At 73.0% G+C, this 22348-nt stretch carries 19 protein-coding genes and 6 pseudogenes; 10 read left to right on the top strand and 15 right to left on the bottom strand.

The genetic code is table 11. The features are described from left to right. Positions 1 to 19: 19 nt before the first annotated feature. Both ABZX30_RS23725 and ABZX30_RS23720 read right to left on the bottom strand, forming a co-directional pair. Entirely contained in the window at positions 20 to 307 is a 288-nt protein-coding gene (locus tag ABZX30_RS23725; RefSeq protein WP_355936544.1) for a YiaA/YiaB family inner membrane protein, read from the bottom strand. A 108-nt stretch (positions 308 to 415) separates the two neighbouring features. Then, a complete protein-coding gene (locus ABZX30_RS23720; RefSeq protein WP_355936622.1) occupies positions 416 to 1567 on the bottom strand; it encodes an acyl-CoA dehydrogenase family protein in 1152 nt (383 codons plus the stop codon). 78 nt (positions 1568 to 1645) lie between these two features. Here ABZX30_RS23720 and ABZX30_RS23715 point away from each other — a divergent pair, with 78 nt between their 5' ends. The 3 genes from ABZX30_RS23715 to ABZX30_RS23705 all read left to right on the top strand — a co-directional run bounded on the left by ABZX30_RS23715 (position 1646) and on the right by ABZX30_RS23705 (position 4068). Further along, entirely contained in the window at positions 1646 to 2287 is a 642-nt protein-coding gene (locus tag ABZX30_RS23715; RefSeq protein WP_355936542.1) for a TetR/AcrR family transcriptional regulator, read from the top strand. 63 nt (positions 2288 to 2350) lie between these two features. Beyond that, positions 2351 to 3058 carry a winged helix-turn-helix domain-containing protein gene (locus ABZX30_RS23710; protein WP_355936539.1) on the top strand — a complete coding sequence of 236 codons (708 nt, stop codon included), beginning with the start codon at positions 2351 to 2353 and terminating at the stop codon, positions 3056 to 3058. 62 nt (positions 3059 to 3120) lie between these two features. Continuing rightward, positions 3121 to 4068: a DMT family transporter gene (locus tag ABZX30_RS23705; protein WP_355936537.1), complete on the top strand. Its 948-nt coding sequence runs from the start codon at positions 3121 to 3123 to the stop codon at positions 4066 to 4068. Positions 4069 to 4253: 185 nt separating this feature from the next. Here the strand turns inward: ABZX30_RS23705 and ABZX30_RS23700 are convergent. The 9 genes and pseudogenes from ABZX30_RS23700 to ABZX30_RS23660 form a co-directional block, all read right to left on the bottom strand. Then, positions 4254 to 4787: pseudogene (locus tag ABZX30_RS23700) on the bottom strand (aldehyde dehydrogenase family protein); the annotation flags it as partial. A gap of 113 nt (positions 4788 to 4900) precedes the next feature. Beyond that, complete coding sequence (locus ABZX30_RS23695) at positions 4901 to 6262, bottom strand: ABC transporter ATP-binding protein (protein WP_355936534.1); 1362 nt, start codon at positions 6260 to 6262, stop codon at positions 4901 to 4903. A 467-nt stretch (positions 6263 to 6729) separates the two neighbouring features. Beyond that, a complete protein-coding gene (locus ABZX30_RS23690; protein WP_355936532.1) occupies positions 6730 to 7371 on the bottom strand; it encodes a class F sortase in 642 nt (213 codons plus the stop codon). Then, on the bottom strand, positions 7358 to 8146 hold the full coding sequence (locus ABZX30_RS23685; protein ID WP_355936529.1) for a hypothetical protein: 789 nt from the start codon (positions 8144 to 8146) through the stop codon (positions 7358 to 7360). The genes ABZX30_RS23690 and ABZX30_RS23685 overlap by 14 nt, the downstream gene beginning before the upstream one ends. Before the next feature lie 202 nt (positions 8147 to 8348). Next, positions 8349 to 8579 (bottom strand): annotated as a pseudogene (locus ABZX30_RS23680) (MFS transporter); the annotation flags it as partial. A gap of 31 nt (positions 8580 to 8610) precedes the next feature. Beyond that, complete coding sequence (locus ABZX30_RS23675; RefSeq protein WP_355936526.1) at positions 8611 to 10056, bottom strand: citrate:proton symporter; 1446 nt, start codon at positions 10054 to 10056, stop codon at positions 8611 to 8613. A gap of 121 nt (positions 10057 to 10177) precedes the next feature. Beyond that, positions 10178 to 12427 carry a molybdopterin oxidoreductase family protein gene (locus ABZX30_RS23670; protein WP_355936523.1) on the bottom strand — a complete coding sequence of 750 codons (2250 nt, stop codon included), beginning with the start codon at positions 12425 to 12427 and terminating at the stop codon, positions 10178 to 10180. Between the two features lie 143 nt (positions 12428 to 12570). Further along, positions 12571 to 13191 carry a TetR/AcrR family transcriptional regulator gene (locus ABZX30_RS23665; RefSeq protein WP_355936521.1) on the bottom strand — a complete coding sequence of 207 codons (621 nt, stop codon included), beginning with the start codon at positions 13189 to 13191 and terminating at the stop codon, positions 12571 to 12573. 77 nt (positions 13192 to 13268) lie between these two features. Then, positions 13269 to 13838 carry a hypothetical protein gene (locus ABZX30_RS23660; protein WP_355936518.1) on the bottom strand — a complete coding sequence of 190 codons (570 nt, stop codon included), beginning with the start codon at positions 13836 to 13838 and terminating at the stop codon, positions 13269 to 13271. Positions 13839 to 14005: 167 nt separating this feature from the next. On the opposite strand from ABZX30_RS23660, the gene hmgA reads away from it, so the two are divergent. The 3 genes from hmgA to ABZX30_RS23645 are packed head-to-tail and all read left to right on the top strand — an operon-like array spanning position 14006 to position 17300. Then, complete coding sequence (hmgA, locus tag ABZX30_RS23655; protein ID WP_355936515.1) at positions 14006 to 15331, top strand: homogentisate 1,2-dioxygenase; 1326 nt, start codon at positions 14006 to 14008, stop codon at positions 15329 to 15331. Positions 15332 to 15357: 26 nt separating this feature from the next. Then, on the top strand, positions 15358 to 16107 hold the full coding sequence (locus ABZX30_RS23650; RefSeq protein WP_355936513.1) for a GntR family transcriptional regulator: 750 nt from the start codon (positions 15358 to 15360) through the stop codon (positions 16105 to 16107). Positions 16108 to 16133: 26 nt separating this feature from the next. After that, on the top strand, positions 16134 to 17300 hold the full coding sequence (locus ABZX30_RS23645; protein ID WP_355936510.1) for a type ISP restriction/modification enzyme: 1167 nt from the start codon (positions 16134 to 16136) through the stop codon (positions 17298 to 17300). Positions 17301 to 17308: 8 nt separating this feature from the next. Here ABZX30_RS23645 and ABZX30_RS23640 read toward each other — a convergent pair. After that, positions 17309 to 17608, bottom strand: a pseudogene (locus tag ABZX30_RS23640) (TetR/AcrR family transcriptional regulator); the annotation flags it as partial. A 3-nt stretch (positions 17609 to 17611) separates the two neighbouring features. Between ABZX30_RS23640 and ABZX30_RS23635 the strand changes: the two are divergent. Both ABZX30_RS23635 and ABZX30_RS23630 read left to right on the top strand, forming a co-directional pair. Beyond that, positions 17612 to 17800 (top strand): annotated as a pseudogene (locus tag ABZX30_RS23635) (ABC transporter permease); the annotation flags it as partial. 19 nt (positions 17801 to 17819) lie between these two features. Beyond that, positions 17820 to 18236 (top strand): annotated as a pseudogene (locus tag ABZX30_RS23630) (CoA transferase); the annotation flags it as partial. Between the two features lie 13 nt (positions 18237 to 18249). On the opposite strand, the gene ABZX30_RS23625 reads toward ABZX30_RS23630, so the two are convergent. From ABZX30_RS23625 to ABZX30_RS23615, 3 genes are all read right to left on the bottom strand, one after another. Continuing rightward, a complete protein-coding gene (locus tag ABZX30_RS23625; protein ID WP_355936508.1) occupies positions 18250 to 18525 on the bottom strand; it encodes a hypothetical protein in 276 nt (91 codons plus the stop codon). A gap of 115 nt (positions 18526 to 18640) precedes the next feature. After that, on the bottom strand, positions 18641 to 19459 hold the full coding sequence (locus tag ABZX30_RS23620; protein ID WP_355936505.1) for an anti-sigma factor: 819 nt from the start codon (positions 19457 to 19459) through the stop codon (positions 18641 to 18643). Next, positions 19456 to 19998, bottom strand: a complete 543-nt coding sequence (locus tag ABZX30_RS23615) for a sigma-70 family RNA polymerase sigma factor (RefSeq protein ID WP_355936620.1) — start codon at positions 19996 to 19998, stop codon at positions 19456 to 19458. Before ABZX30_RS23615 ends, ABZX30_RS23620 begins: the two co-directional genes overlap by 4 nt. 221 nt (positions 19999 to 20219) lie before the next feature. On the opposite strand from ABZX30_RS23615, the gene ABZX30_RS23610 reads away from it, so the two are divergent. Both ABZX30_RS23610 and ABZX30_RS23605 read left to right on the top strand, forming a co-directional pair. Next, a complete protein-coding gene (locus ABZX30_RS23610) occupies positions 20220 to 21758 on the top strand; it encodes a DUF4331 domain-containing protein (RefSeq protein ID WP_355936502.1) in 1539 nt (512 codons plus the stop codon). A gap of 108 nt (positions 21759 to 21866) precedes the next feature. Beyond that, positions 21867 to 22348 (top strand): annotated as a pseudogene (locus tag ABZX30_RS23605) (hypothetical protein); the annotation flags it as partial.

Below are 22348 nucleotides of genomic sequence, written 5' to 3'. Positions count from 1 at the left end.
TCGCTGCTTTTCGGGGCTTTCAGAGCTTTTCGAAAGGATCGTGCTCGGCGAGGAGCTTCTCCAGCCGGGCCTGGTCCACCCGGCTCACGATCTGCCCGGCCTCCTGGCGGTCCCGGATCACCTTGGCGAGCGTGAAGGCGGAGGTGACGAGGTAGAGGACGGCGATGCCGAGGAAGCCCCGCACCCAGGAGTTGGCGTCCAGACGGAAGATGCCGACGGCGGTCGCCACCAGGGCGAGGGAGAAGGAGGCGACGGCCTGGCCGTAGAAGGCGGCCGTGCTCTGCTGCTTGACCGGTGTGTCACTCATGGGGACAAGCTTCGGCGGACGCGGCCCGTGCCACATCCGCCGGCATACTCAGACGAGGTACTCAAAGACACCCGCTCGGAACGCCCTCGGAACGCCCTCGGAACGCCCTCAGAACGCCGAAACCCCCGTCAGCGCGCGCCCGATGAGCAGCTTCTGGATCTGGCTGGTGCCCTCGTAGAGGGTCATCACCCGGGCGTCGCGCAGCAGTTTGCCCGCCGGGTACTCGTCGATGTAGCCGTAGCCGCCGAAGACCTGCAGGGCGTTGTTCGCGGCGCGGACGGCCGCCTCGGAGGCGAAGAGCTTGGCCTTGGAGGACTCCACGGCGAAGGGCAGGCCGCGGTCGACGAGGTCGGCGACCCGCCAGGTCAGCAGCCGGGCCGCGTCTACGTCGACGGCGATGTCGCTGATCAGTTCCTGGACGAGCTGGTGGTGGGCGATGCTCCTGCCGAACTGCTCGCGTTCCCCGGCGTGGCGGACCGCCGCGTCCAGCGCCGCCTGGGCGATGCCCACGCAGCCCGCCGCGACCGACATCCGGCCCTTGGCGAGGGCGGACATGGCCACGGAGAAGCCCTTGCCCTCCGCGCCCAGCATCGCGGAGGCGGGCACCCGCACGTCCTCGAGGACCAGTTCGGCGGTGGCCTGCCCGCGCAGGCCGAGCTTGCCGTGGAGGGCGCGGCGGGTCAGGCCGGGGGTGTCGGTGGGCACGAGGAAGGCGGAGACGCCCTTGTGGCCGGGGGCGTCCGTGGAACGGGCGAAGAGCAGGACGACATCGGCCCAGGTGCCGTTGGTGATGAACATCTTGGTGCCGTTGACGACGTAGTCCCCGCCGTCCCGGACCGCCCGCGTGCTGAGGCTGCCCGCGTCGGACCCGGTTCCCGGCTCGGTCAGGCCGAAGCAGCCCACGTACTCGCCGGAGGTGAGCCCGGGCAGCCAGCGCCGCTTCTGCTCCTCGTCGCCCCAGGCGGCGATCGACTTGGCGACCAGGCCGAGCGAGACGGAGACGATTCCGCGCACGGACGAGTCACCGCGTCCCAGCTCCTCGGTGACCAGGCAGTACGCCAGGTGGTCACCACCGGAGCCGCCGTACTCCTCGTCGACGGTCAGACCGAGGAAGCCGAGCCGGCCGAGCTTCTTCACGATGCCGCGGTCGACCTCCTCGGCCCGGTCCCAGGCGATCACGTGCGGGGTGATCTCACGGGCCACGAAATCCTGGGCGAGCTCCCGGACGGCGGTCTGCTCCTCGCTGAGCCCCAGGTACACCACGCGATCACCTCATTTGAACGCTGCACATTTAAATTAGCACTGCTAGTTTTAGTGCGCAGCCCTACTATGTGCGCCATGGCCCGACCGCGCAAGCCCCTCCTCAGCACCGACCGGATCGTCGCGACGGCACGGGAACTCGTGGACGCGGAAGGCCTGCCGGCCGTCTCGACCCGCCGGCTCGCCGCCGAACTGGGGGTGAGCGGGCCCTCGCTCTACAACCACTTCCGCACCAAGGACGAGATCCTGGAGGCGGTGGCCGACTCGGTGAGCGCCCAGGTCGACCTGTCGATGTTCGAGGACGGCCGGGACTGGCGGACCGCACTGCACGACTGGGCCGTCTCCTACCGGGCCGCCCTGCGCGACCACCCGAACATCGTCCCGGTCCTGGCCCGCGGCCCCGGCCGTCGCCCGGCCGCGCTGCGCCTGGCCGACGCCGTCTACGGCGCGATGGTCGACGCGGGCTGGCCCCCGGCGCAGGCCACCTCCATCGGCGCGCTGATGCGGTACTTCATCATGGGCTCGGCGCTCGGCTCCTTCGCCGGGGGCTTCGTGGACGACGAGAGCGCGTACGACCCGGCGGACTATCCCCACCTCGGCCAGGCCCACCTGCTCGCCGACCAGCCGGAGAAGATCGACCAGCGGGCCTTCGAGACGGGCCTGACGGCACTGCTGGACGGGCTGGCGCGGCAGTACGAGCAGGTCGGCCGGTCCGGATGACCGGAAGAGCGGGCGGCCCTTCTTCGGCCGCCACCGAAGTGTCCAGGACGCATGCTGGAAGACATGACCACCAAGGACCCCCAGGCACCGGACCTCGCGGCACTCGCGGGGCTGATCGCCGACGAGACGCGGGCCACGTGCCTGCTGGCGCTGCTGGACGGGCGGGCCTGGACGGCCGGCGAGCTGGCCCGGCACGCCGGCGTGGCCGCGTCGACGCTCAGCGAGCACCTGAGCAAGCTGGTCGCCGGAGGGCTGCTCACCGAGGAACGGCAGGGCCGGCACCGGTACGTCCGGCTGGCCGACGCGCGGGTCGCGCACCTGGTGGAGGACCTGGCCGCCCAGGTCGCGCCCACCGCCCGGCGCCCGCGCACCCTGCGCGAGTCGAGCGCCGGATCGGCCATGGCCCGGGGCCGCACCTGCTACGACCACCTCGCCGGGCGGCTCGGCATCGCGGTCACCGACGCGCTGACCGCGCGCGGGCTGCTGCAGCAGGAGACCGGGTTCGCACTGACGGACGCCGGTCTGCGGTGGTTCGGCTCGGTCGGCATCGGCCTGGAGCGCGGGGGCCGCCGGCCGCTGGCCCGCGCCTGCCTCGACTGGACCGAGCGCCGCCCCCACCTGGCGGGCCTCGCGGGCGCCGCCCTGTGCCGGCACGCCCTGGACGCGGGCTGGTGCGTGCGCATCGGCTCGGGACGCGCGGTGAAGGTGACCGAGTCGGGTCGGCGGGCGTTCAGCGCGTTGCTGGGGATCGGGGAGGACGCGCTGCGCTGACCCCGGCTGCCCGTCCGAAAACCGCGAGCCCGCACCCCGCCTCTCCCTCTGGCCTCAGGAGCATGATGCACCCCGCCCCGTCCCCGACCGCCCGCCGCCCCGAGGTGCTCGCCGCCGGCGCGGCCGCCGTCAGCGTCGTGCTGTGGGCCTCCGCCTTCGTGTCGATCCGCAGCGCGGGTGCCGCGTACTCGCCGGGCGCGCTGGCGCTCGGACGGCTGCTGTCCGGAGCGCTGGCGCTCGGGCTGATCTGTCTCGTCCGGCGCGAGGGGGTGCCGCCGAGGTCGGCCTGGCGCGGTGTCGCGATATCCGGACTGCTCTGGTTCGGCTGCTACATGGTGGTCCTCAACTGGGGTGAGCAGCAGGTCGACGCGGGTACCGCGGCCCTGGTCGTGAACATCGGCCCGCTGCTGATCGCCCTGCTCGGCACGCGGCTGCTCGGTGATCCGATGCCGCCGCGGCTGCTGGCGGGGATGGCGGTGTCGTTCGCCGGCGCGGTGACCGTGGGGCTGTCGATGTCCGGCGGGGGCGGTTCCTCGCTGCTCGGGGTGGCGCTGTGCCTCCTCGCGGCGGTCGCGTACGCCTCCGGGGTGGTCGCCCAGAAACCCGCCCTGGCCCGGGCGAGCGCGCTGCAGGTGACGACGTGGGGGTGTCTCGTCGGGGCCGCGCTCTGCCTGCCGTTCGCCGGGCAGCTGGTGCACGACGCGGCCGACGCCCCGGTCGGGGCCACGCTGAACATGGTCTACCTGGGTGTCTTCCCGACCGCGCTGGCCTTCACCACGTGGGCGTACGCCCTCGCCCGGACGACCGCGAGCCGCATGGGGGCGACCACGTACGCGGTGCCCGCGCTGGTCGTGCTGATGTCCTGGCTGGCGCTCGGCGAGGTGCCGGGGCCGCTGACGCTGGCGGGCGGGGTGCTGTGCCTGGCGGGTGTGGCGGTGTCCCGGTCCCGGGCGCGGGCGTCCCGGGCCGCTGCCGCCGAGCCGGAGCAGCGACCCGAGCGGGTGTCCTGACCGCCCGGACCACCGCACCGGCCGGACCACCGCACCGCCTGGGGACACCGCACCGCTCAGAACACCACCAGCGCCCGGCCGCCCTTGCCCGCCGGGATGTTGTCCGAGGCGGCCGGGATGCCGTCCAGGGCGATCCGCTCGGTGACCAGCGCGCCGAGGTCCAGGCGGCCCGCCCGTACGTGCTCGGCGAGCACCGGCAGGTCCCGGGCGGGGTCGCAGTTCGTGCAGCCCGCGGCCAGGGCCGGGGCGGCCTTGGCGACGATCTGGTGCAGGGGGTGGTTCCAGGGGGTGATCGCGCCGACCACGCCGAGCGGTTCCAGGTGGACGGTGGAGTTGCCGACCTTCTCCTCGACGGGGTGGGTGGCGGCCGGCTCCGCGTACGAGCCCGCGACAGCGATCGGCACGGCGGCGTGCACGGCCTGCGACAGTTTCAGGGGCGAGCCCAGTTCCGCGGTGATCGTCGCGGCGATCTCCTCCCGGCGGGCCACGAGCACGTCCCGCAGCGCGGCCAGGCGGGCGGACCGCTCGGCCGGGGGTGTCGCGGCCCAGCCGGGGAGGGCGGCACGGGCGGCCCGTACGGCGGTGTCGACGTCCTCGGCGAAGGCCGCCGGAACCTGCCCGATGACCTGCTCGTCGGCCGGGTTCACGACCTCGATCAGGTCGTCGACGGCGGCGGAGCGCCAGGCGCCGTCGATGTAGAGGCCGTCATGTGGCTTCATGTGCTTCCTCCCGGCGGGGCGTGTCGTCCGGCGCGTGGGCCGGCGTACCGGCCGGCGCACGCCTCACGAACCAGCGGCGATGGTTTTCGCGCGCCGGCGCGCCCTTCCGGGGCTCACCCTTCCAGGTCCGGCAGGCGCGCGGGCGACGGGCAGATCCGGTCGCCGTGCTGGTCGAAGACGAAGAGGTGGGCGAGGTCGACGAGCAGCGGGATCTGCATGCCGTGCCGGAGCTGGAGGTCGGGGGCGGTGCGCACGACCAGGTCGCCGGGCAGCCGGCCCTCCGGCGGCTCGGGGCCGGGGTCGGCGTCGGTGGCGGCGGCGTCGGCATAGGCCGGGTGCTCCAGGACCACCACCGGTCCGGCGCGCAGCGAGCTCGCCCGTTCCCGCAGCCGGTCCAGGACGCCGGTGCCGTCCCTGCGGCGGCGCCGGGAGGGGCGGGCGACCGGGCGCGGGGCCTCCAGCTCCGGTACGACCGCGGGCCGTGAGCCGGTGTCGAAGTGGACGAGCATCTCGTGCCCCTGGAACTCCACGTGCCGCACCAGGCCGGTGATCGGCACCTCCCCGGGACGGGCGGCCTGGTGCTTGGCGATGCGGACGGCCTCCGAGCGCAGGCCCACGATCACCTCCCGGCCCTGCTGCACGCGCAGCAGGCGGTGGTCCTGGGAGAGCGGTTCGGGCAGGGGCAGGGCCTGCTTGCCGAGGCTGATGGTCATCGCGCCGTCCAGCGGGGCGCGGACCAGGCCGCGTATGAGGTTGATACGGGGGGTGCCGATGAAGGCGGCGACGAAGACGTTGCGCGGCAGTGCGTACACCTCGCGCGGGGTGCCGACCTGCTGGAGCAGGCCGCCGCGCAGGACGGCGACCCGGTCACCGAGCGACATGGCCTCGCCCTGGTCGTGCGTGACGTACACGGTGGTGACGCCCAGCTCGCGGGTGAGCTGGGAGATCTCGGCGCGCAGGTGGTTGCGCAGCTTGGCGTCGAGGTTGGACAGGGGCTCGTCCATCAGGAAGGCGGAGGGGTGACGGGCGATGGCCCGGCCCATGGCGACGCGCTGGCGTTCGCCGCCGGAGAGCTGGCTGGGGAAGCGGTCGAGGAGGTCCTCTATGCCGAGCATGCGGGCGGTGGCGTCCACGCGGGTACGGGGGTCCGCGCCGGGGGTCTCGATGCGCAGCGGGAAGCCGATGTTGTCGCGGCTCGTCATGTTCGGGTAGAGCGCGAAGTTCTGGAAGACCATCGCGATGTCCCGGCCGGACGGAGGGAGGTCGTTGGCGTACTCGCCGTCGAGCAGCAGCTCGCCCTCGTCGATCTCCTCCAGACCGGCGATCATCCGCAGCACGGTGGACTTGCCACAGCCGGACGGCCCGAGCAGCACGAGGAACTCCCCCGGCGTGATGTCCAGCGACAGCCGGTCCACCACGCGGACGCCTCGCGTATAGGTCTTGCTCACGTCGTGCAGGGAGATGGCGCGTGTCATGGCATGTCCCCGGGGGCGAATCCGATGCCTCGTGCGGTCGTAAGAGGCTTGTGAGTCACGGAAGTTAACGGAATGTGCGCGGCGGGGGGAAGAGATCGGCCGGGATCGGGCGGGCCGGTCCGCCTGCCGAGAAAGCGGACGCGCCGGTTCAGCGCGGTCCCTTTCTCACCGGGCCGGTACGTCAGGAGCCCCCCGGCGGGCCGGCGCCCCCGGTCACGGGTGGCCGGGCGTACGGCACGACCGCCTTCCACCGCGGCGCCACCGTCGCACCCGGGACAGACACCACGGCGCCCCGCCGAGCGACGGCGACGAACCGACGAACAGCCACCGAGGGGCGCCCGCTGGAGCCCCACCGGGGGGTGCAGGGGGGCGGGGCCCCCGGCGGGGGTGAAGGGGCGGAGCCCCTCGGGACGGGAAGGGCGGGGGCGGCGGGGGCGAGGAACCAGCCGCCCCCGCGCGACCGCCGGTCAGCGGGTGGCGGTCAGGTGGGCGAAGACGACCACGTTGCTGGTGTAGCCCGTTCTTCGGTTGTAGAGGCCGCCGCAGGTGAGGATCCGCAGTTCGGGGCGGCGGCTCGGACCGTACACCTCCTTGTCGGGGAAGTCGTCCCTGTCGAAGACCCGGACCCGGTCCACGGTGTAGACGGCGGTACGGCCGTCGGCGCGGCCGGCCTCGATACGGCTGCCCCGGGGCACTTGCGCGAGCGCGGCGAAGACCGCGGGTCCGGTCCGGCTGTCGCGGTGGCCGACGGCGATGGCGGTGCCCGTCTCACCGGGGGTGGGCCCGTCCTGGTACCAGCCGACGAGTTGCGGCTTGTCGAGCGGTGGTGTCCGCAACTGGTGCGCGGAGTCGAGCCGCACCCCGACGACGGGTGCGTCGACGTCCACGGAGGGGACGCGCAGGGTGGTCGCCGGGGAACGGGGCAGCGGCCGGGGCGGCGGCACGGGGCGGGCCGCCGCGGCGTGCCCGGCCCGCGCCGCTCCCCCGTGCGGCATGTCGTGCCCGCACCGGACCACCGTCACCAGGACGGTCACGAGCACGGCCGTCCTGGCAAGGCGGTAGGCACGGCTCCGGTGCCAGGGCCTGCGTCCGCGCCTACGCGGCACCATGGGCGCGCCGGCGAATCAGCCGGAGGTACACGGCTGCGCAGACCACGACCAGTCCCACGGCCGCTGCCGCGGTCAGCGGAGTGTAGGCCTGGGTCGTGTCGACGAGACCGCCGCCGCCGGCGTGGACGCCGCCCCTCGGACCGTCATCCTGGTTCCCGACGGCTCCGGCGTCGCCACCACGGTCCTCGATCCGGCCCGGGTCCTCCTGCTGTCCCTGGCCCGCCTGGTTCCCCAGGACCCCCGGGTCCTGAGCCTGGCCCTGCCGGTTGCCCGGGTCACCGGCGCCGGTCCCCGGCGCCCCCGCCTGTCCGCGGTCCTGCCTGCCGTGGCAGTCGACGCGGAACACCTTCGCCTTGGTCGTGGGAGTGGGGGCGGGGGTAGGGGTAGGGGTGACGTCGCCCACCGTCCACGTGAGCGTGTACTGCCCGTCGGCCAGCCCCATCGGGTCCGTGTGCCCGGCGCCGGAGTTGGGACCGAGGGCGATGGTGCCCGTCACGGTGGCGCTGTTGGGCAGGGGCGGGTGGGCCGTGATCTCGTAGTTGATGCTCCCCAGCGAATCGAAGTTGACGGCGTCGAGGTAGAACCGGCAGACCACGGGGTCGTCCTTCGAGACGCCGTAGGGCACGCCCACCCGGTGGATCCTGATGTCACCCGCCTCCCCTTGGGCCGTGGCGCTCGGCGCCGCCAGCCAGGTGGCTCCCGCCGCGGTGAGGACGGCGAGGGCCCCGGCGCCGAGCCGGGCGCCGACGGCGGGTGGGAGTGTCAAGGTGGGCATGGGTACTCCTCCAAGTCAGACGATTTTCATACAAATCGACCTTTCATCTGACTCTCTTTCACATCCACCCCGGGCCCCGCGGCAGCGACACCCGACGCGCCGTCAGGATTCTCCCGAACGGCGCAGCGCGGGCCCCGTACGGCCCTCCCGCACGCCCGGCCCGGCCCGCTCCGGCGCGGCCTCCGGGGCCCCCGGACCCCGCGGGCAGCAGGGGCGCGCAGCGCCCGTGGTCGGTGCGGCGGCCGAGCGGTACGGCCGCGAAGAGCGGCAGCAGGGCGTAGCCGCCCGCGATCACACCGACCGCCCGCTCGTCGGCGCCCAGCGCGAGGGCCCGGTAGGAGACGGCGGGCCGGGCCATCGACACCGCCCCCTGCGCGAAGCCGAAGGCGAGGACGAGGCGGAGCAGCCAGCCGCGGTTCCCACCGGGCGCCATGGACGTTTCCTCCCTGGGGGAGGACGGGGGATCAGACGATGCCGAACAGGATTCCCGCGCCGAGTACCACCAGCGAGGTGAGCGCCGCCCACTTGACCACGAACCGCGTGTGGTCGCCGAACTCCACCTTCGCCATGCCGACCAGGACGTAGACGGCCGGGACGAGCGGGCTGGACATGTGCAGCGGCTGGCCGACCAGGGAGGCACGGGCGATCTCCAGGGAGGAGACGCCGTGCGCGTGGCCCGCCTCGGCGAGCACCGGGAGGATGCCGAAGTAGAAGCCGTCGTTGGACATGAAGTACGTGAGCGGGATGCTCAGTACGCCGGTGACGAGGGCCATGTGCGGGCCCATGCCGTCGGGGACGTTGTCCACCAGCCACTCGGCCATGTGGTCGACCATGCCGGTGCCCTGGAGGACGCCGGTGAAGACGGCGGCGGCGAAGACCATGCCGGAGACGTTGAGGACGTTCTCGGCGTGCGCGCCGAGGCGGGCTTTCTGGTCGGGCATGTGCGGGAAGTTGACGGTGAGCGCCAGGGCCGCGCCGAGCAGGAACAGCACCGGGATCGGCAGCCACTCCATGATCATGGCCGTGAGCAGGGCGACCGTGAGCAGGGCGTTGAACCAGTACAGCCTGGGCCGCAGGGTCGCCCGGGCCGGGTCGAGGCCCCGCACACCGTCGCCCTCGTCCTCGGGGGCGTCCGCGTCGGTGCCGGAGCCCGCGCCACCGGTGCGCACGGGGGCCCTGCCGTCGCCCTTGCCGGAACCAGAACCGGCACCCGCACCCGCACCGGCACCGGCACCGGCACCCACCAGGACGGTCTCCGTCTCCGGCTCCTCCACCAGCACCTGGTCCAGCGTCAGCACGCCGAGCCGCTTGCGCTCGCGGCGGCCGAGGACGTAGGCGAGGGCGAAGACGAACAGCAGGCCCACGGCGAGGGCCGGGATCATCGGCACGAAGATGTCACTGGCGTCGAGCTTCAGCGCGGTCGCGGCGCGGGCGGTCGGGCCGCCCCAGGGCAGCGTGTTCATCACGCCGTTGGCCATGGCGGCCACACCGGTCATCACGACCAGGCTCATCCTCAGGCGCTTGTACAGCGGGTACATCGCCGAAACGGTGATCATGAAGGTGGTCGAGCCGTCGCCGTCCAGCGACACGATCGCGGCGAGGAGGGCGGTGCCGATGACGATCCGCAGCGGGTCGGCCCTGCAGAACCTGAGGATCCCCCGGACGATCGGGTCGAAGAGGCCGACGTCGATCATCACACCGAAGTAGACGATCGCGAACATCAGCATCGCCGCGGTGGGGGCGAGGCCGGTGACGCCGTCGAGGACGTAGTCGCCGAGCTTGGCGCCCTTGCCGACGAACACGCAGAACAGCGCGGGAATCAGCACGAGCGCCGCGATCGGCGACATCTTCTTCAGCATGATCAGGACCAGGAAGGTCGCGATCATGGCGAAGCCGAGGATGGTCAGCATGAGTGGATACCTAACGTTCGCCCTTGAACATCCCACCGGGCAGGCGGTCCGTTGACGTTAGGTCCGTTCACGCAGCGTTAACAAGACGTTGACGTGCGAGCAATAAGCGCAAAATTCCAGGTCACAGCGGTGCGGGGACGGCGGTGAGGGCGCTGACGGCCACGGGCACGCCGTTGAGCACCGCGTTGCCCGACAGCGGATCGAGCAGGCTGCCGTCGAGGAGCTGGTTGACGTTGACGCCGGGGTCGGCGGCGGCGTGGCGCAGCCGGGTGCCGGGGCGGTCGTGGCCCCAGCCGTGCGGCAGGCTCACCACGCCCGGGCGGACGCTGTCGGTGACCTCGCCGGGGGCGGTCACCTCGCCCCCGGCGCCCTTGACGCGGACCGGCGCCCCGTCCCGCACGCCGAGGCGTTCGGCGTCCTCGGGGTGGATGTGCAGGGTGCAGCGGTTGGTGCCGCCGGTGAGGGCCGGCACGTTGTGCATCCAGCTGTTGTTGGACCGCAGATGGCGGCGGCCGACCAGGACGAGCCCGTCGGCGCGCTCGCGCAGGGCCTCGCGCAGGCGGGGCAGGTCGTCCGCGATGGGCCGGGGCAGCAGCTCGGCCTTGCCGCTCCTGGTCTTCAGCGGCTGCGGCAGACGGGGGCGCAGCGGGCCGAGGTCGATGCCGTGCGGGCGGGCGAGGAGTGCGGTCAGGTTCAGCCCGTCCGGCCGAGCGCCGAAGCCGTCGCCGTAGGGGCCGAGGCGCAGCATCATGTCCAGCCGGCGCTCGGGGCCGGTGTCTCCGCCGAGCTGTGCGGCGAGTTCCTCCGGGTCGCGGCCGTGCACCGGGGAGTGGAGGTCCTGGACGGCCTTGCCGAGGGTCTGGTCGATCACCATGGCGTCCACGGCCGCCGGGTCGGCGCCGTGCATGCCGGTCACGGCGAGGACCAGCCGGGCCAGGATCTCGGTCTCGGCCATCCGGCCGGGTTCCAGGGGGACGGCGGGGCGGGTGTAGCGGACCTGGTTGCGTACGGCGAGGGTGTTGAAGGCGAAGTCGTGGTGCGGGCTCTGCGCGGGCGGGGGCGGCGGCAGGACGACGTGGGCGTGGCGCGAGGTCTCGTTCAGGTAGGGGTCGACGCTGACCATGAAGTCCAGGGAGTCCAGGGCCTTGTCGAGCCGGTCGCCGTCCGGGGCGGACAGCACGGGGTTGGCGGCGACGGCTATGAGGGCGCGGACCGGCTCGCCCTCCTCGGTGACGGTGTCGATCTCCTCGGCTAGCGCGGAGAGCGGCAACTCGCCCTTCGCCTCGGGGTGCCGGCTCACCCGGGAGTGCCAGCGGCCGAGCGCGAACCCGCGGCCGGGTCCGGCGGGGCGGGGGGTCCTGTCCGTCGCCGCCTGCGGGAAGAGGGCACCACCGGGGCGGTCCAGGTTGCCGGTGAGGATGTTGAGGACGTCCACGAGCCAGCTGGCGAGGGTGCCGTGCGGGACGGTGCAGCTGCCGATGCGGCCGTAGACGGCGGCGGTGGGGGCGGCGGCCAGTTCGCGGGCGAGGGTACGGATGTCCGCGGCCGGCACGTCGCAGGCGCCGGCCACGGCGTCGGGGGTGAAGTCCCTCAGCGCTTCGGCGAGTTCACCGACCCCTGTCACGTGCGGGGCCAGGTCTCCCAGGTCGACGAGGCCCTCTTCGAAGAGGACGTGCGCCATCGCCGCCAGCAGCAGGGCGTCGGCGCCGGGGCGGATCCCGATGTGCCGGTCGGCGAGCTGGGCGGTGCGGGTGCGGCGCGGGTCGATGACGGTGAGCGTGCCGCCGCGTGCCTTGAGCGCCTTGAGCCTGCCGGGGAAGTCGGGGGCGGTGCACAGACTGCCGTTGGACTCCAGCGGGTTGGCGCCGATGAGCAGCAGGTGGTCGGTGCGGTCGAGGTCCGGCACGGGGATCGCGTTCGCGTCGCCGAACAGCAGTCCGCTGGAGACGTGCTTGGGCATCTGGTCGACCGTGGAGGCGGTGAACAGGCTGCGGGTGCGCAGCGCGCCGACCAGGACGGGCGGATAGAGGCCGCCGGCCATGGTGTGCACGTTGGGGTTGCCGAGGACCACGCCGACGGAGTCCGCCCCGTACCGCTCGACGACGGGGCGGATCCCCGCGGCGACGGCGTCGAAGGCCTCCTCCCAGCTCGCCTCGCGCAGCTCGCCGTCCCTGCGGACCAGGGGTGTGCGCAGCCGGTCCGGGTCGCCGTCGACGGCGCCGAAGGAGGCGCCCTTGGGGCAGATGAAGCCCTTGCTGAACACGTCGTCGCGGTCGCCCCGGGCGCCGGTGACCCGGGTCCCGTCGATGGTGAGCGTGAGGCCGCAGGTGGCCTCGCACAGGGGGCAGATTCGCAGGGCGGTGCGGGACACGGGTCCTCCCGGTGGGCTGGCGGCGGCACTGGCGCCTCGGCTCGGCCGAGCATACCGACCGGTACGCACGACGGGGAGGGGGGTGAGTGCGCGGGGACCACGTGGGCGGGGTGCGGCCCGGAGTCCCGGCAACCGGCGCCGCCTCAGTCCAGTACCCGTCCCAGATAGGCCCTCAGCAGCTCCCGCGTCTCCCGGATGATCGCCTCGTCGCCGTCCGGGTGCACGCGGAAGGCGAGCTGGACCAGGGTGTCGGAGGCTTCCACGGCGACCAGGAAGGTGCGGCTGAGGTCCTCGTCGGGCTCGCGGCCGAGGTAGCCGGAGAGGAGAACGGTGAGGCGGTCGGCGACGCGGTGGTTGGGCTCCGCGTGCCGGGCCCCGACCGGTATCTGGTTGCCGAAGTCGACCAGGGAGAAGCCGGGCGCGGTGCGCTTCATGGCCAGGTACTCGTCCAGGACGGCGTCCATCGCCGCCCGCCAGTCCCCCGGCCGCGCGTCCTTCAGGCGCTCGGTGACCCGCTCGGAGTACCGCTCGAGGTTGCGCTGGGCGAGCGCGTCGGCCATCTGCCGCTTGTTGCCGAAGAAGCGGTAGACGGAGCCGATGGGCACGCCGGCGCGCAGTGCCACGGCCCGGGTGCTCAGCGCGTCGTAGCCGACCTCGTCGAGGAGGTCGGCGCAGGCGTCGAGAATCCTGGTCAGCCGTTCGGCGCTGCGCCGCTGCACGGGCGCGCGGCGCAGCGATGTCGCATCGTGGGGCACGGGCTTCATGATGCCTTCCCGCCGGACTCCGGTGAACCTTGCCCCCTGGTACGGAGAACGATGGCTGATGCACTCATCTCGCCCGGTCATCCCACCCTGAGCGTGGTGCTGGTGACGCTCCCGGGGCTCTGTGCCGCCGGGGACCGCGGGCCCGGCTCCGTCCCGGACGCCGTGATGTCGGCCGTGCTCTCCACCGGCTTGCCGCGCACCGCCCACACCGTGCCGTCGTCGGCGTACAGGCGGGCGGTGACGTGGTGGGTGCCGTGCGGGACGAGACGGGCGGCGAGCCGGCAGCCGGGGGTACGCAGCCGGGCGACCCGGCCGCCGTCGACGAAGAGGTAGGCCAGCCCGCGCCCGGCGACCACCTCCGTCTTCGCGTCCGGCGCGGAGAAGCGGAAGCGGCGGAGGGTCAGCCGGACCTTCCAGCCGCCGCCGGCGTCCGGCGTCACCTCGATACCGACACCGGGTGCCCCGTCCTTGCCGACCTCACGGTAGTGCCGTCCTTCCCGGTCCGTCTCGTCGAGGAGTCTGCCCACCGGTAACGGCGACTCCCCGTCCTTCCCCTCGTTCGCGTCGCTCGTGCCGCATCCCGCCGGTCCGAGCACCAGCGGGACACAGACGACGAACGCGGCGAGCAGCCCCCGCTTCCACGTCATGCCCGGGACTGTAGGACACCGCACCGGGGCGGCGGATCCTTCTGAAGTCTGGTTCCGGCCCTACCTCTCCCGTAGGACCCGAGGAGGAGGACACCGGGCCCCCCTTGCGCCCGGGAAAACGCAATCCTACGGTGTTGCATAGGAATCAGGTTCGCAAGGGAGCGATCATGAGCGGGGACGCGCGGAAGACCGCGGAGGCACTGGCCTATCTGTCCGGATTCGGCAACGAGCACGCTTCGGAAGCGGTGCCCGGCGCACTGCCCGAGGGCCGCAACTCGCCACAGCGCGCACCGCTCGGCCTGTACGCGGAGCAGCTCAGCGGCTCGGCGTTCACCGAACCCAGGGCGCACAACCGCCGCTCCTGGCTGTACCGGATCCGCCCCTCGGCCGCCCACCCGTCCTTCGTCCGCGTCTTTGACGGCGCACTGCGCACGGCCCCCTTCACCGAGACCGTGCCGGACCCGAACCGGCTGCGCTGGAACCCGCTGCCCGAGCCGCCGGCCGGGACGGACTTCCTCGCCGGTCTGTGGACGCTGGGCGGCAACGGCGACGCGACCCAGCGCGCCGGCATGGCCGTGCACCTCTATCACGCCAACCGCTCGATGGACCGCGTCCTCGGCAACGCCGACGGGGAGCTGCTGATCGTGCCGGAGCGTGGCGGGCTGCTGCTGCGCACGGAGTTCGGACTGCTGCACGCGGAGCCGGGACATGTGGCGCTGGTGCCGCGGGGGGTGCGCTTCCGGGTGGAGCTGCTCGACGGCTCCGCCCGGGGGTATGTGTGCGAGAACTACGGCGCCCCCTTCCGGCTGCCCGACCTCGGCCCCATCGGGGCCAACGGGCTCGCGAACCCCAGGGACTTCCGGGCGCCGGTGGCCGCGTACGAGGACGTCGAGGGCCCGGTGGAGGTGGTGACCAAGTTCTGCGGCAACCTCTGGTCGGCGACGTACGACCACTCGCCCCTCGACGTGGTCGCCTGGCACGGCACCCATGTGCCGTACGTCTACGACCTGCGGCGCTTCAACGTCATCGGCACGATCTCCTACGACCACCCCGATCCGTCGGTCTTCACGGTGCTGACGTCGCCCTCGGACACCCCCGGCCTCGCGGGCGTCGACTTCGTGGTCTTCGCGCCGCGCTGGCTGGTGGGCGAGGACACCTTCCGGCCGCCGTACTTCCACCGGAACGTGATGAGCGAGTACATGGGCCTGATCGAGGGCGCCTACGACGCCAAGACAGCCGGGGAAGGGGGGTTCGTGCCGGGCGGCGGCTCGCTGCACAACATGATGTCGGCGCACGGCCCGGACCGGGAGACCTTCGAGCGGGCGAGCGCGGCCGAGCTGAAGCCGCAGAAGGTCGACGACGGGCTCGCGTTCATGTTCGAGACGCGCTGGCCGGTGACGCTCACGCCCCACGCGGAGCGCGCGGACCACCTCCAGCAGGGCTACGACGACGTGTGGCAGGGCCTCGAGCGGCACTTCCGCCCCTTGCACTGAAGATCCCCCACCGGTACGGATGGCCCGTGACCTCCTTCGCCCCCGACTCCATCGTCCTGAACCGCAAGCTGCCGCTCTGGTACCAGGTGTCGCAGTCGCTGCGCGCCTCGATACTCGGCCGCTCGCCCCGGGACCCGCTGCGGCTGCCCACCGAGGAACAACTCGCGGAGCACTACGGCGTGAGCGTGCTGACCATGCGGCAGGCGCTGAAGGAGCTGGAGGACGAGGGGCTGATCACCCGGCACCGCAGGCGCGGCACGTTCATCGAGCCCGACGCCGTACGGGGCGCTCCCGTACGGCTGCTGGGCTCGGTGGACGCCATCGTGGCCCAGCAGTCCGGCATGACGACCGAGCTGCTGGAGCACGGCAGGACGCCCGTGCCGGCCGAACTCGCCGAGTTCTTCCCGGATCTGGCCGAGGTGGCGACGTACCACCGGCTGCGCAGCGACGAGAAGACGGGTGAGCCGACGAACCACGCCCGCAACCACGTCCGTCCCGAACTGGCCGAGCGCATCGCCCCTGACGACCTGACGCGCTGGCCGATGACCAAGGTGCTGCGGGACGTCGTCGGGGCCGGCATCAGCCGCATCACGGACACCGTGGAGGCCAGGCTGGCCGATCCGGACACCGCGCGGCTGCTCCGGGTCCCGCTGCTCAGCCCGATCCTGCACTACACGGGCATCACGTACGACGCCGAGGGCCGGGTCCTCGACGTGGCGGTCATCCACTACCGGGGCGACCGCTTCTCCTTCACGGTGACCCTGGACGCCACCTGACCCGCCACGCGCCGGCAGGTCGTACCATGCCCAGCGTGACGCACGACGACGCTCCGCTTCTGGCGGACCTCATGCCGTGGTCCGTCGCACCGCTGCGGCTGGGCCGCGCCTGGCCGACGGCACCCGATCCGCGCTCCCTGAAAGCCCGCTGGGACGCCCTGCTGAAGGCCGAAGGCCCGGACCGGGAGGCTCTGTTCGAGCCGACGCGTTCGCGGACGCTGCACTCGGCGGTGGGGCAGTTGCCCGGCCGGTCCAGCGGTACGGAGAAGCTGGTGCGGGCCTCGGGGCCCTGCCCGGAGCCGGTGCGGGTGCTCGCGGCCCCCTTCGACGAGCAGTGGCTGATCCCCGACCACCGCCTGCTGGACACGGCCCGCCCCGAGCTGTGGCGGGTGGCCGACGAGCATCAGGTGTTCACGGTGGAGACGCCCGGCGACACCCCCTCCCTGGGCTCGCCCCTCCTGGCCACCTCCCGGCTGCCCCTTCTGCGCCCCGGCCGCGTCCGCCCGCTGTACCGGCGCCCGGGGGGCGAGGAGCCCAACCTCGCGCCGGGTCTGTCGGCCTTCCTCGCCGCCCGGCTCGGCCTGTCCCCGGCCCCGGTGGACGTGCTCGCCTGGATCCTGGCCACGACCCGCCCGGACCTCACCGTCCCGCTCACCGCCGACGCCGGACTCTGGGCACGGGGCGTGCGGCTGGGCCACCGCATGCTGTGGCTGATGCGCCGCGACGGCGAACGCCCCAAGCTCCCCGGCGGGCGCCGCCCCTACGTCCGCGCGCCCCTGCCCGCCCTGCCGCTCACCCTCGACTACGACCGCGACGAGGAGACCCTGCGCCTCGACGAGGGCCGCATCGCGCCGGTGCCGCCGGAGGCGTGGGACTTCGAGGTGGCCGGGGTCCGCGTCCTGGAGCAGTGGTTCGCCACCCGCACCGCCCCCGCCGAGCCCGGCACCCTCGCCGCGGTGCGCCCCGGCTCCTGGCCGCAGACCTGGACATCGGAGCTGCTGGAACTGATCACGGTGCTCGCGCTCCTGGCCGAACTGAAGCCCCGGCAGGAAGAGCTGGAGCCGACAGCCCCGGTCACGGCCACCGACCTCGGCGAGGCGGGCGTACTCCCGGCCCCGGAGCGGTCCCGCCGCCCCGCCTCCGTCCTCGACCACCAGGAGGAGGGCCCGGAGGGCCAGTTCACGCTGCTCTAGCCTACGGCTCAGCGGCCGGCCCGGTCCGGGCCGAAGATGTCCAGGACCCGTTCCAGCGCCCGCCGGAACACCGCCTCCAGGTCGATCGGGCCCGGGTCCGCCGTGAAGGCCGCCGCCCTGCGCGGACACGCGCCGGAGGCGATCCGACCGCCCAGGCAGGCGCGGCGGGCCGCGTGCGTCACGACGCCGTTCAGCATCGCGAGTGGCTCGGTCTCCGTGCCGGAGCCGGCCCGCGGCGGGTCCAGGCAGGCCAGGCAGTGCTCGATGTGGCGCAGGGCGTGGGGGCCGAAACCGTAGACCGGGGACAGCCGCGCGGGCTCGCCGAGCGGAACCCGATCAGCGCCGCGCCCACGGCGCTGCGCGACCTGGTCGGCGACGCGTCCGCGCCCGAGGGGGCGGCATGGCCGGTGGCACATCCGGTCGCGGGGGCACGGGCGTGGTACGCCCCGCTGATCGCCGTCTTCGCACCGCTCGCGGTCCGCCGCTCCGCGCCCGGCTGACGAAGCGGACGGGGTGCCGGCCGAGCAGGTCCTCGGGCAGCCCGGGTCGGGCGCGGATCCCGGGTACGCGACGAACCCGGCGCGGGTGGCGAGCCGGGAACGTACCGACGAGCCGGTCGCCGAGACGCCGGGCGCGCTGACGGCCGACGGGGCGCCGGCGCGCCTGGAGGGGGCAGGCATCGCCTGCGCCCGGCTGGGGGACTTGCGGGAGGACGGGGAGCATCCGCGGGCGGCGGCCCGGGAGCGGTGGCGGGAGGTGGGGTCGCCGGTCGGGCCGGTGCGGGCACTGCTGCCGCCGGTCACCGTGCCGGGCGGGGACGAGACTCGGACGGGTGACGTGGCCGCGCTCGGGCCGCACACCGGTGCGCCGCTGCGTGCCGCGGGGATGACGGACGACGAGATCGCAGCGTTGCGCCGGGACGGTGTGGTGGCCTGAGCGCGGACCGGGTTCAGTGCTTGTTGCCGCCGAACAGCGAGCGACGCAGTCGGCGCAGGGGGGCGAAGAGCGAGACCCGGCGGACCCGGGCGCCCCTGCCGCTGCGCTCGTGCGCGGGTTCACGTGCGGTCAGCTCACGCATCAGCGAGGTCGCCTCGACCGTCTCCCGCTGCGGTATGGCGGGGCCCGCCAGCACCGACAGATGGCGGTCCAGGCGCGAACTGGTCGCGCTGCTCCCGCAGGTGATGGCAGGGACTCGCGCCCTGCTGCGCACTGTTATCTGCTCCATGTCACTCCCCACCCGTACGAGTCCACCCGGCCCGGGCAGGGTAACCCTATCGCCCCGACGAGGCATGCGTGTATCTCGGTCGCAGGATTCACCTACCCCGTAAGGCTGTTGATGATTACTCTCCGAATCCGACCGATTTCAACGCGAGTTGGGCAATTGGCTGCGTAGTTGGCTGTGCTGAGCCTCCATCGGGTTCCACGGTTACGGCGAGTGACGTCGCCGATGTGCCGAGACCGGTCGCGACCAAGGGCGTGTCGCCCTCGAAGAGCCCGAGGGAGCGCGGTTGCACACCGGGGCGCATCAGCCAGAGCTGGCGCACCTGTCCGCTGGGCGGAGCACCGTATCCGCTGAGCGTGACGACGGCCCGGCCCTCGGATGCGGAGGCGATCACTCCGATGGTTCGTCCCTGCGGGTCCTTGCCGCTGGTCGCGCGGGCGTCGGAGGCGGAGAGAACGTGGGCGATGTCACGTGACTGGGCCCGCGCGGCGTCGAGCTGGTCCCGGGTCCGGTCGGCCTGGACCGCGAAGAGCCCGGCGACGACCAGCGCGGCGGCGGCCGTGGCCGTGGCGAACGGGACGAAGAGGGGGCGCGGGCGGGGCGCACGGGTGCGGGCCGGCGGCGGCTGGGCACCCCAGACGTGCGGCGGGAGTTGCGGTGCGCGTTCCCGGGCCGGGGCCGGGGCCGGGTCCTGGGGAGTGGCCCGGACCGCCGCCAGCACCCGGTCGCGCATCGCGGCGGGCGGCGGGGCGGCGGCCGACCAGGCCAGGCGCACGGCGTCCTCGGCCAGTGCCCGTACCTCGGTGGTGCAGCGTTCGCAGGTCCTCAGGTGCTTCTCGAAGCGGACGCGCTCGGCGGGTTCCAGGGCGTCCAGGGCGTAGGGGGCGGCGAGCGAGTGCAGGTCCCCGCGGCCGATGAGCCGGTCGAGCAGGCTCATGCGACACCTCCCAGGCACTGGCGCAACCGGGTGAGCCCGTCGCGCATCCGCGTCTTGACCGTGCCCAGCGGCAGCGACAGCCGTTCGGCCACCTCACGGTAGGTGTACCCGTCGTAATAGGCGAGGGTCACGGACTGCCGTTGCAGGGTGGTGAGGCGCTTCAGGCAGCGCCGCACCCACTCGCGCTCCAGGCCCGCCTCGACCTCCTCGGAGACGTGGTCGAAGGCGGGTCCGTCGGCACGCAGCGCCTCGCGCTGCTCCCGTTCGCCGGCGGCGCGGACGCTGCGCACACGGTCGACGGCGCGGCGGTGGGCGAGGGTGAGCACCCAGGACAGGGCGCTGCCCCGGGCGGGGTCGAACCGGGCGGCCGAGCGCCAGAGTTCGAGCAGCACTTCCTGGGCCACCTCCTCCGACTGGGAGGGATCGCGCAGCACGCGGCGCACGAGCCCGTACACCGGCCCGGACACCATGCCGTACAACTGCTCGAACGCCTTCTGGTCACCGCCCGCCACGCGCACCAGGAGTTGGTCCGCCTCCACCCGGTCCCCCTCTCCGCGGCCGCACCGGCCCCATCCCGCCACACCGACTCCTGTCGCACCCGCCCTGCCCAACGAACACACCTCCAGCAGGGCTTACGGATCCAGGGGCCGAAAACGCGGGTCACGAACTCGAAAAAGATTTTTTCTCCGAGACCAATCCGGGCCCGCCGTCCGCTCCGTATACCCGTCCGTCAAGCAAGTTGGGACTGAGGACGGACGGCATGACACCTCACTTTTCCAGGAGCGGTGCGGGACGCAAGGGCCTGGTCACCCTCGTATGTGGTGCGCTGGCCGCCGGAGGGCTCGCAGCCGCCGGCGTCGCCACGCTGGAACCCGGGGCGGCCTCCGCCTCCAGCCACCGGGAGGCCCCGTTGATCTCGGGGACCCCGCAGTACGACAACACGGACGTGTACGCGTTCGTCAGCCCGGACAAGCCGGACACGACGACGATCGTGGCGAACTGGATCCCGATGGAGGATCCGGCCGGCGGCCCGAACTTCTTCACGTTCGCGGACGACGCCCAGTACGACCTGCACATCGACAACAACGGTGACGCGCAGGACGACCTGCTGTTCCGCTACACCTTCAAGACCCACCGGAAGAACGAGAACACCTTCCTCTACAACACGGGCGTGGTCGACAGCCTGAACGACCCCGACCTCAACGTCACGCAGACGTACGACATCGACCTGATCAAGTCGAAGTACGGCAAGCAGGTGTACAAGACGAGGCTCGCGAACAACGTCCCGGTGGCCCCGTCGAACGTCGGCAAGGCGTCGATGCCCGACTACGCGAAGCTGCGCTCGCAGGCGATCTACAAGGCGGCGAGCGGAGCGCAGACCTTCGCAGGGCAGGCGGACGACCCGTTCTTCCTGGACCTGCGGGTCTTCGACCTGCTGTACGGCGGGAACCTCAGCGAGGTCGGCCGGGACACGCTCAAGGGCTACAACGTCAACACGATCGCCCTCCAGGTGCCCAACGACATGATCCGCGAGTCGCACAAGCAGCCGGTCGTCGGGATCTGGTCGACCACCCAGCGCAGGAACGCGCAGGGCTACTACTCCCAGGTCTCACGCCTGGGCAACCCGCTGGTGAACGAGGTCGTCAACCCGCTGAAGGACAAGGACAAGTTCAACGCGTCCACGCCGGCGTACGACGCGCAGTTCCTGAAGAACGTCACCAACCCGGAGCTGCCGAAGCTGATCGAGTCGATCTACAAGATCAAGGCACCGAGCGAGCCCCGCAACGACCTGGTCGAGGTGTTCCTGAAGGGCGTCAAGGGCCTCAACCAGCCGCCGAACGTCAAGCCTTCGGAGCAGCTGCGCCTCAACACCTCGATCAAGCCCGCCATGCACCCCAAGCGGCTCGGTGTGCTCGACGGTGACACCGCCGGATTCCCGAACGGCCGTCGTCTCACCGACGACGTGATCGACGAGGCGCTCCAGGTCATGGAGGGCGAACTGGGCGGCGCCAAGAACGATCTGGGCGACGCGGTCGACAAGAACGACAAGAAGTTCGAGAAGTACTTCCCGTACGTGGCCGAGCCGACCCCCGGTTCGCGCGGCAAGCTCGCCAAGGGCACGACCAGCGGTGCCGACGTCCGCAGCCAGCTCGGTGACGCGCTCCAGCCGGCGGGCTCCGGCGGCGCGACCGACAACAAGGTCCTGATCGCCGGGTCGGCGGCCTCGGGCGCGGCCGGAATCCTGCTGATCGGCGCGGCCGTGGCGTGGTGGCGCCGGCGCATCCAGCGCCCGTACTGACCCACGTCCCACCCCCACCGACTGGCGCGGCCCGCGTAACCATTCCCCCACGGCGCGGGCCGCGCCGCCCACGCATTCCCGTAACGACCAGGCGACCCAGGAGAGGGCATGTCCCCGCGCACGAACGACGACTCCGTGTCCGAGGTGGACGGGGACGAGCTCCCCCCCGCCGGTGAGACATCCCCCGCCCCGCGGGCCGGAATTCCTGGTCGAGCAACCGAGTCCACTCCCCCGGCGGAGTCCGCCGAAGCCGCCACGGAACCCACCGCCGAGGACGCGGGCCCCGCCCCCGCGGACGGCGACGCTACCGGCGCGGACGCGCGGGTCGCCGCCGTGCGGCGGGTCGGGGACGCCGGATCCGCCGCCGGTGCCGGATCACCGGACGGCGGTGCGGAAACCGCCACCCCCCACACCGAAACACCGGCCCCCGACGCCGGGCTCCGGACCGCGGCCCCCACACCGGCGCCGGACGAGCGGCAACCCCACGGCTCCCGAACCGAGTCCCCCACCGGCGCGGGCCCCGCCCCCGCGGACGGCGACGCTGCCGGGGCGGACGCGCGGGTCGCCGCCGTGCGGCGGGTCGGGGAGGC

The sequence above is a fragment of the Streptomyces sp. NPDC004542 genome (assembly GCF_040610035.1).
Classification (GTDB): Bacteria; Actinomycetota; Actinomycetes; order Streptomycetales; family Streptomycetaceae; genus Streptomyces.
This window is presented reverse-complemented; position numbering and strand designations above follow the sequence as displayed.

What these genes read in the sequence shown, in the direction of transcription:
- ABZX30_RS23695 (WP_355936534.1), bottom strand. Translation starts at nt 6,262, where the DNA reads ATGACACGCGCCATCTCCCTGCACGACGTGAGCAAGACCTATACGCGA.
- ABZX30_RS23620 (WP_355936505.1), bottom strand. Translation starts at nt 19,459, where the DNA reads ATGAGCCTGCTCGACCGGCTCATCGGCCGCGGGGACCTGCACTCGCTC.
- ABZX30_RS23705 (WP_355936537.1), top strand. Translation starts at nt 3,121, where the DNA reads ATGATGCACCCCGCCCCGTCCCCGACCGCCCGCCGCCCCGAGGTGCTC.
- ABZX30_RS23690 (WP_355936532.1), bottom strand. Translation starts at nt 7,371, where the DNA reads ATGGTGCCGCGTAGGCGCGGACGCAGGCCCTGGCACCGGAGCCGTGCC.
- ABZX30_RS23685 (WP_355936529.1), bottom strand. Translation starts at nt 8,146, where the DNA reads ATGCCCACCTTGACACTCCCACCCGCCGTCGGCGCCCGGCTCGGCGCC.
- ABZX30_RS23710 (WP_355936539.1), top strand. Translation starts at nt 2,351, where the DNA reads ATGACCACCAAGGACCCCCAGGCACCGGACCTCGCGGCACTCGCGGGG.
- ABZX30_RS23725 (WP_355936544.1), bottom strand. Translation starts at nt 307, where the DNA reads ATGAGTGACACACCGGTCAAGCAGCAGAGCACGGCCGCCTTCTACGGC.
- ABZX30_RS23665 (WP_355936521.1), bottom strand. Translation starts at nt 13,191, where the DNA reads ATGAAGCCCGTGCCCCACGATGCGACATCGCTGCGCCGCGCGCCCGTG.
- ABZX30_RS23715 (WP_355936542.1), top strand. Translation starts at nt 1,646, where the DNA reads ATGGCCCGACCGCGCAAGCCCCTCCTCAGCACCGACCGGATCGTCGCG.
- ABZX30_RS23610 (WP_355936502.1), top strand. Translation starts at nt 20,220, where the DNA reads ATGACACCTCACTTTTCCAGGAGCGGTGCGGGACGCAAGGGCCTGGTC.
- ABZX30_RS23660 (WP_355936518.1), bottom strand. Translation starts at nt 13,838, where the DNA reads ATGACGTGGAAGCGGGGGCTGCTCGCCGCGTTCGTCGTCTGTGTCCCG.
- ABZX30_RS23625 (WP_355936508.1), bottom strand. Translation starts at nt 18,525, where the DNA reads ATGGAGCAGATAACAGTGCGCAGCAGGGCGCGAGTCCCTGCCATCACC.
- ABZX30_RS23675 (WP_355936526.1), bottom strand. Translation starts at nt 10,056, where the DNA reads ATGCTGACCATCCTCGGCTTCGCCATGATCGCGACCTTCCTGGTCCTG.
- ABZX30_RS23645 (WP_355936510.1), top strand. Translation starts at nt 16,134, where the DNA reads ATGCCCAGCGTGACGCACGACGACGCTCCGCTTCTGGCGGACCTCATG.
- hmgA (WP_355936515.1), top strand. Translation starts at nt 14,006, where the DNA reads ATGAGCGGGGACGCGCGGAAGACCGCGGAGGCACTGGCCTATCTGTCC.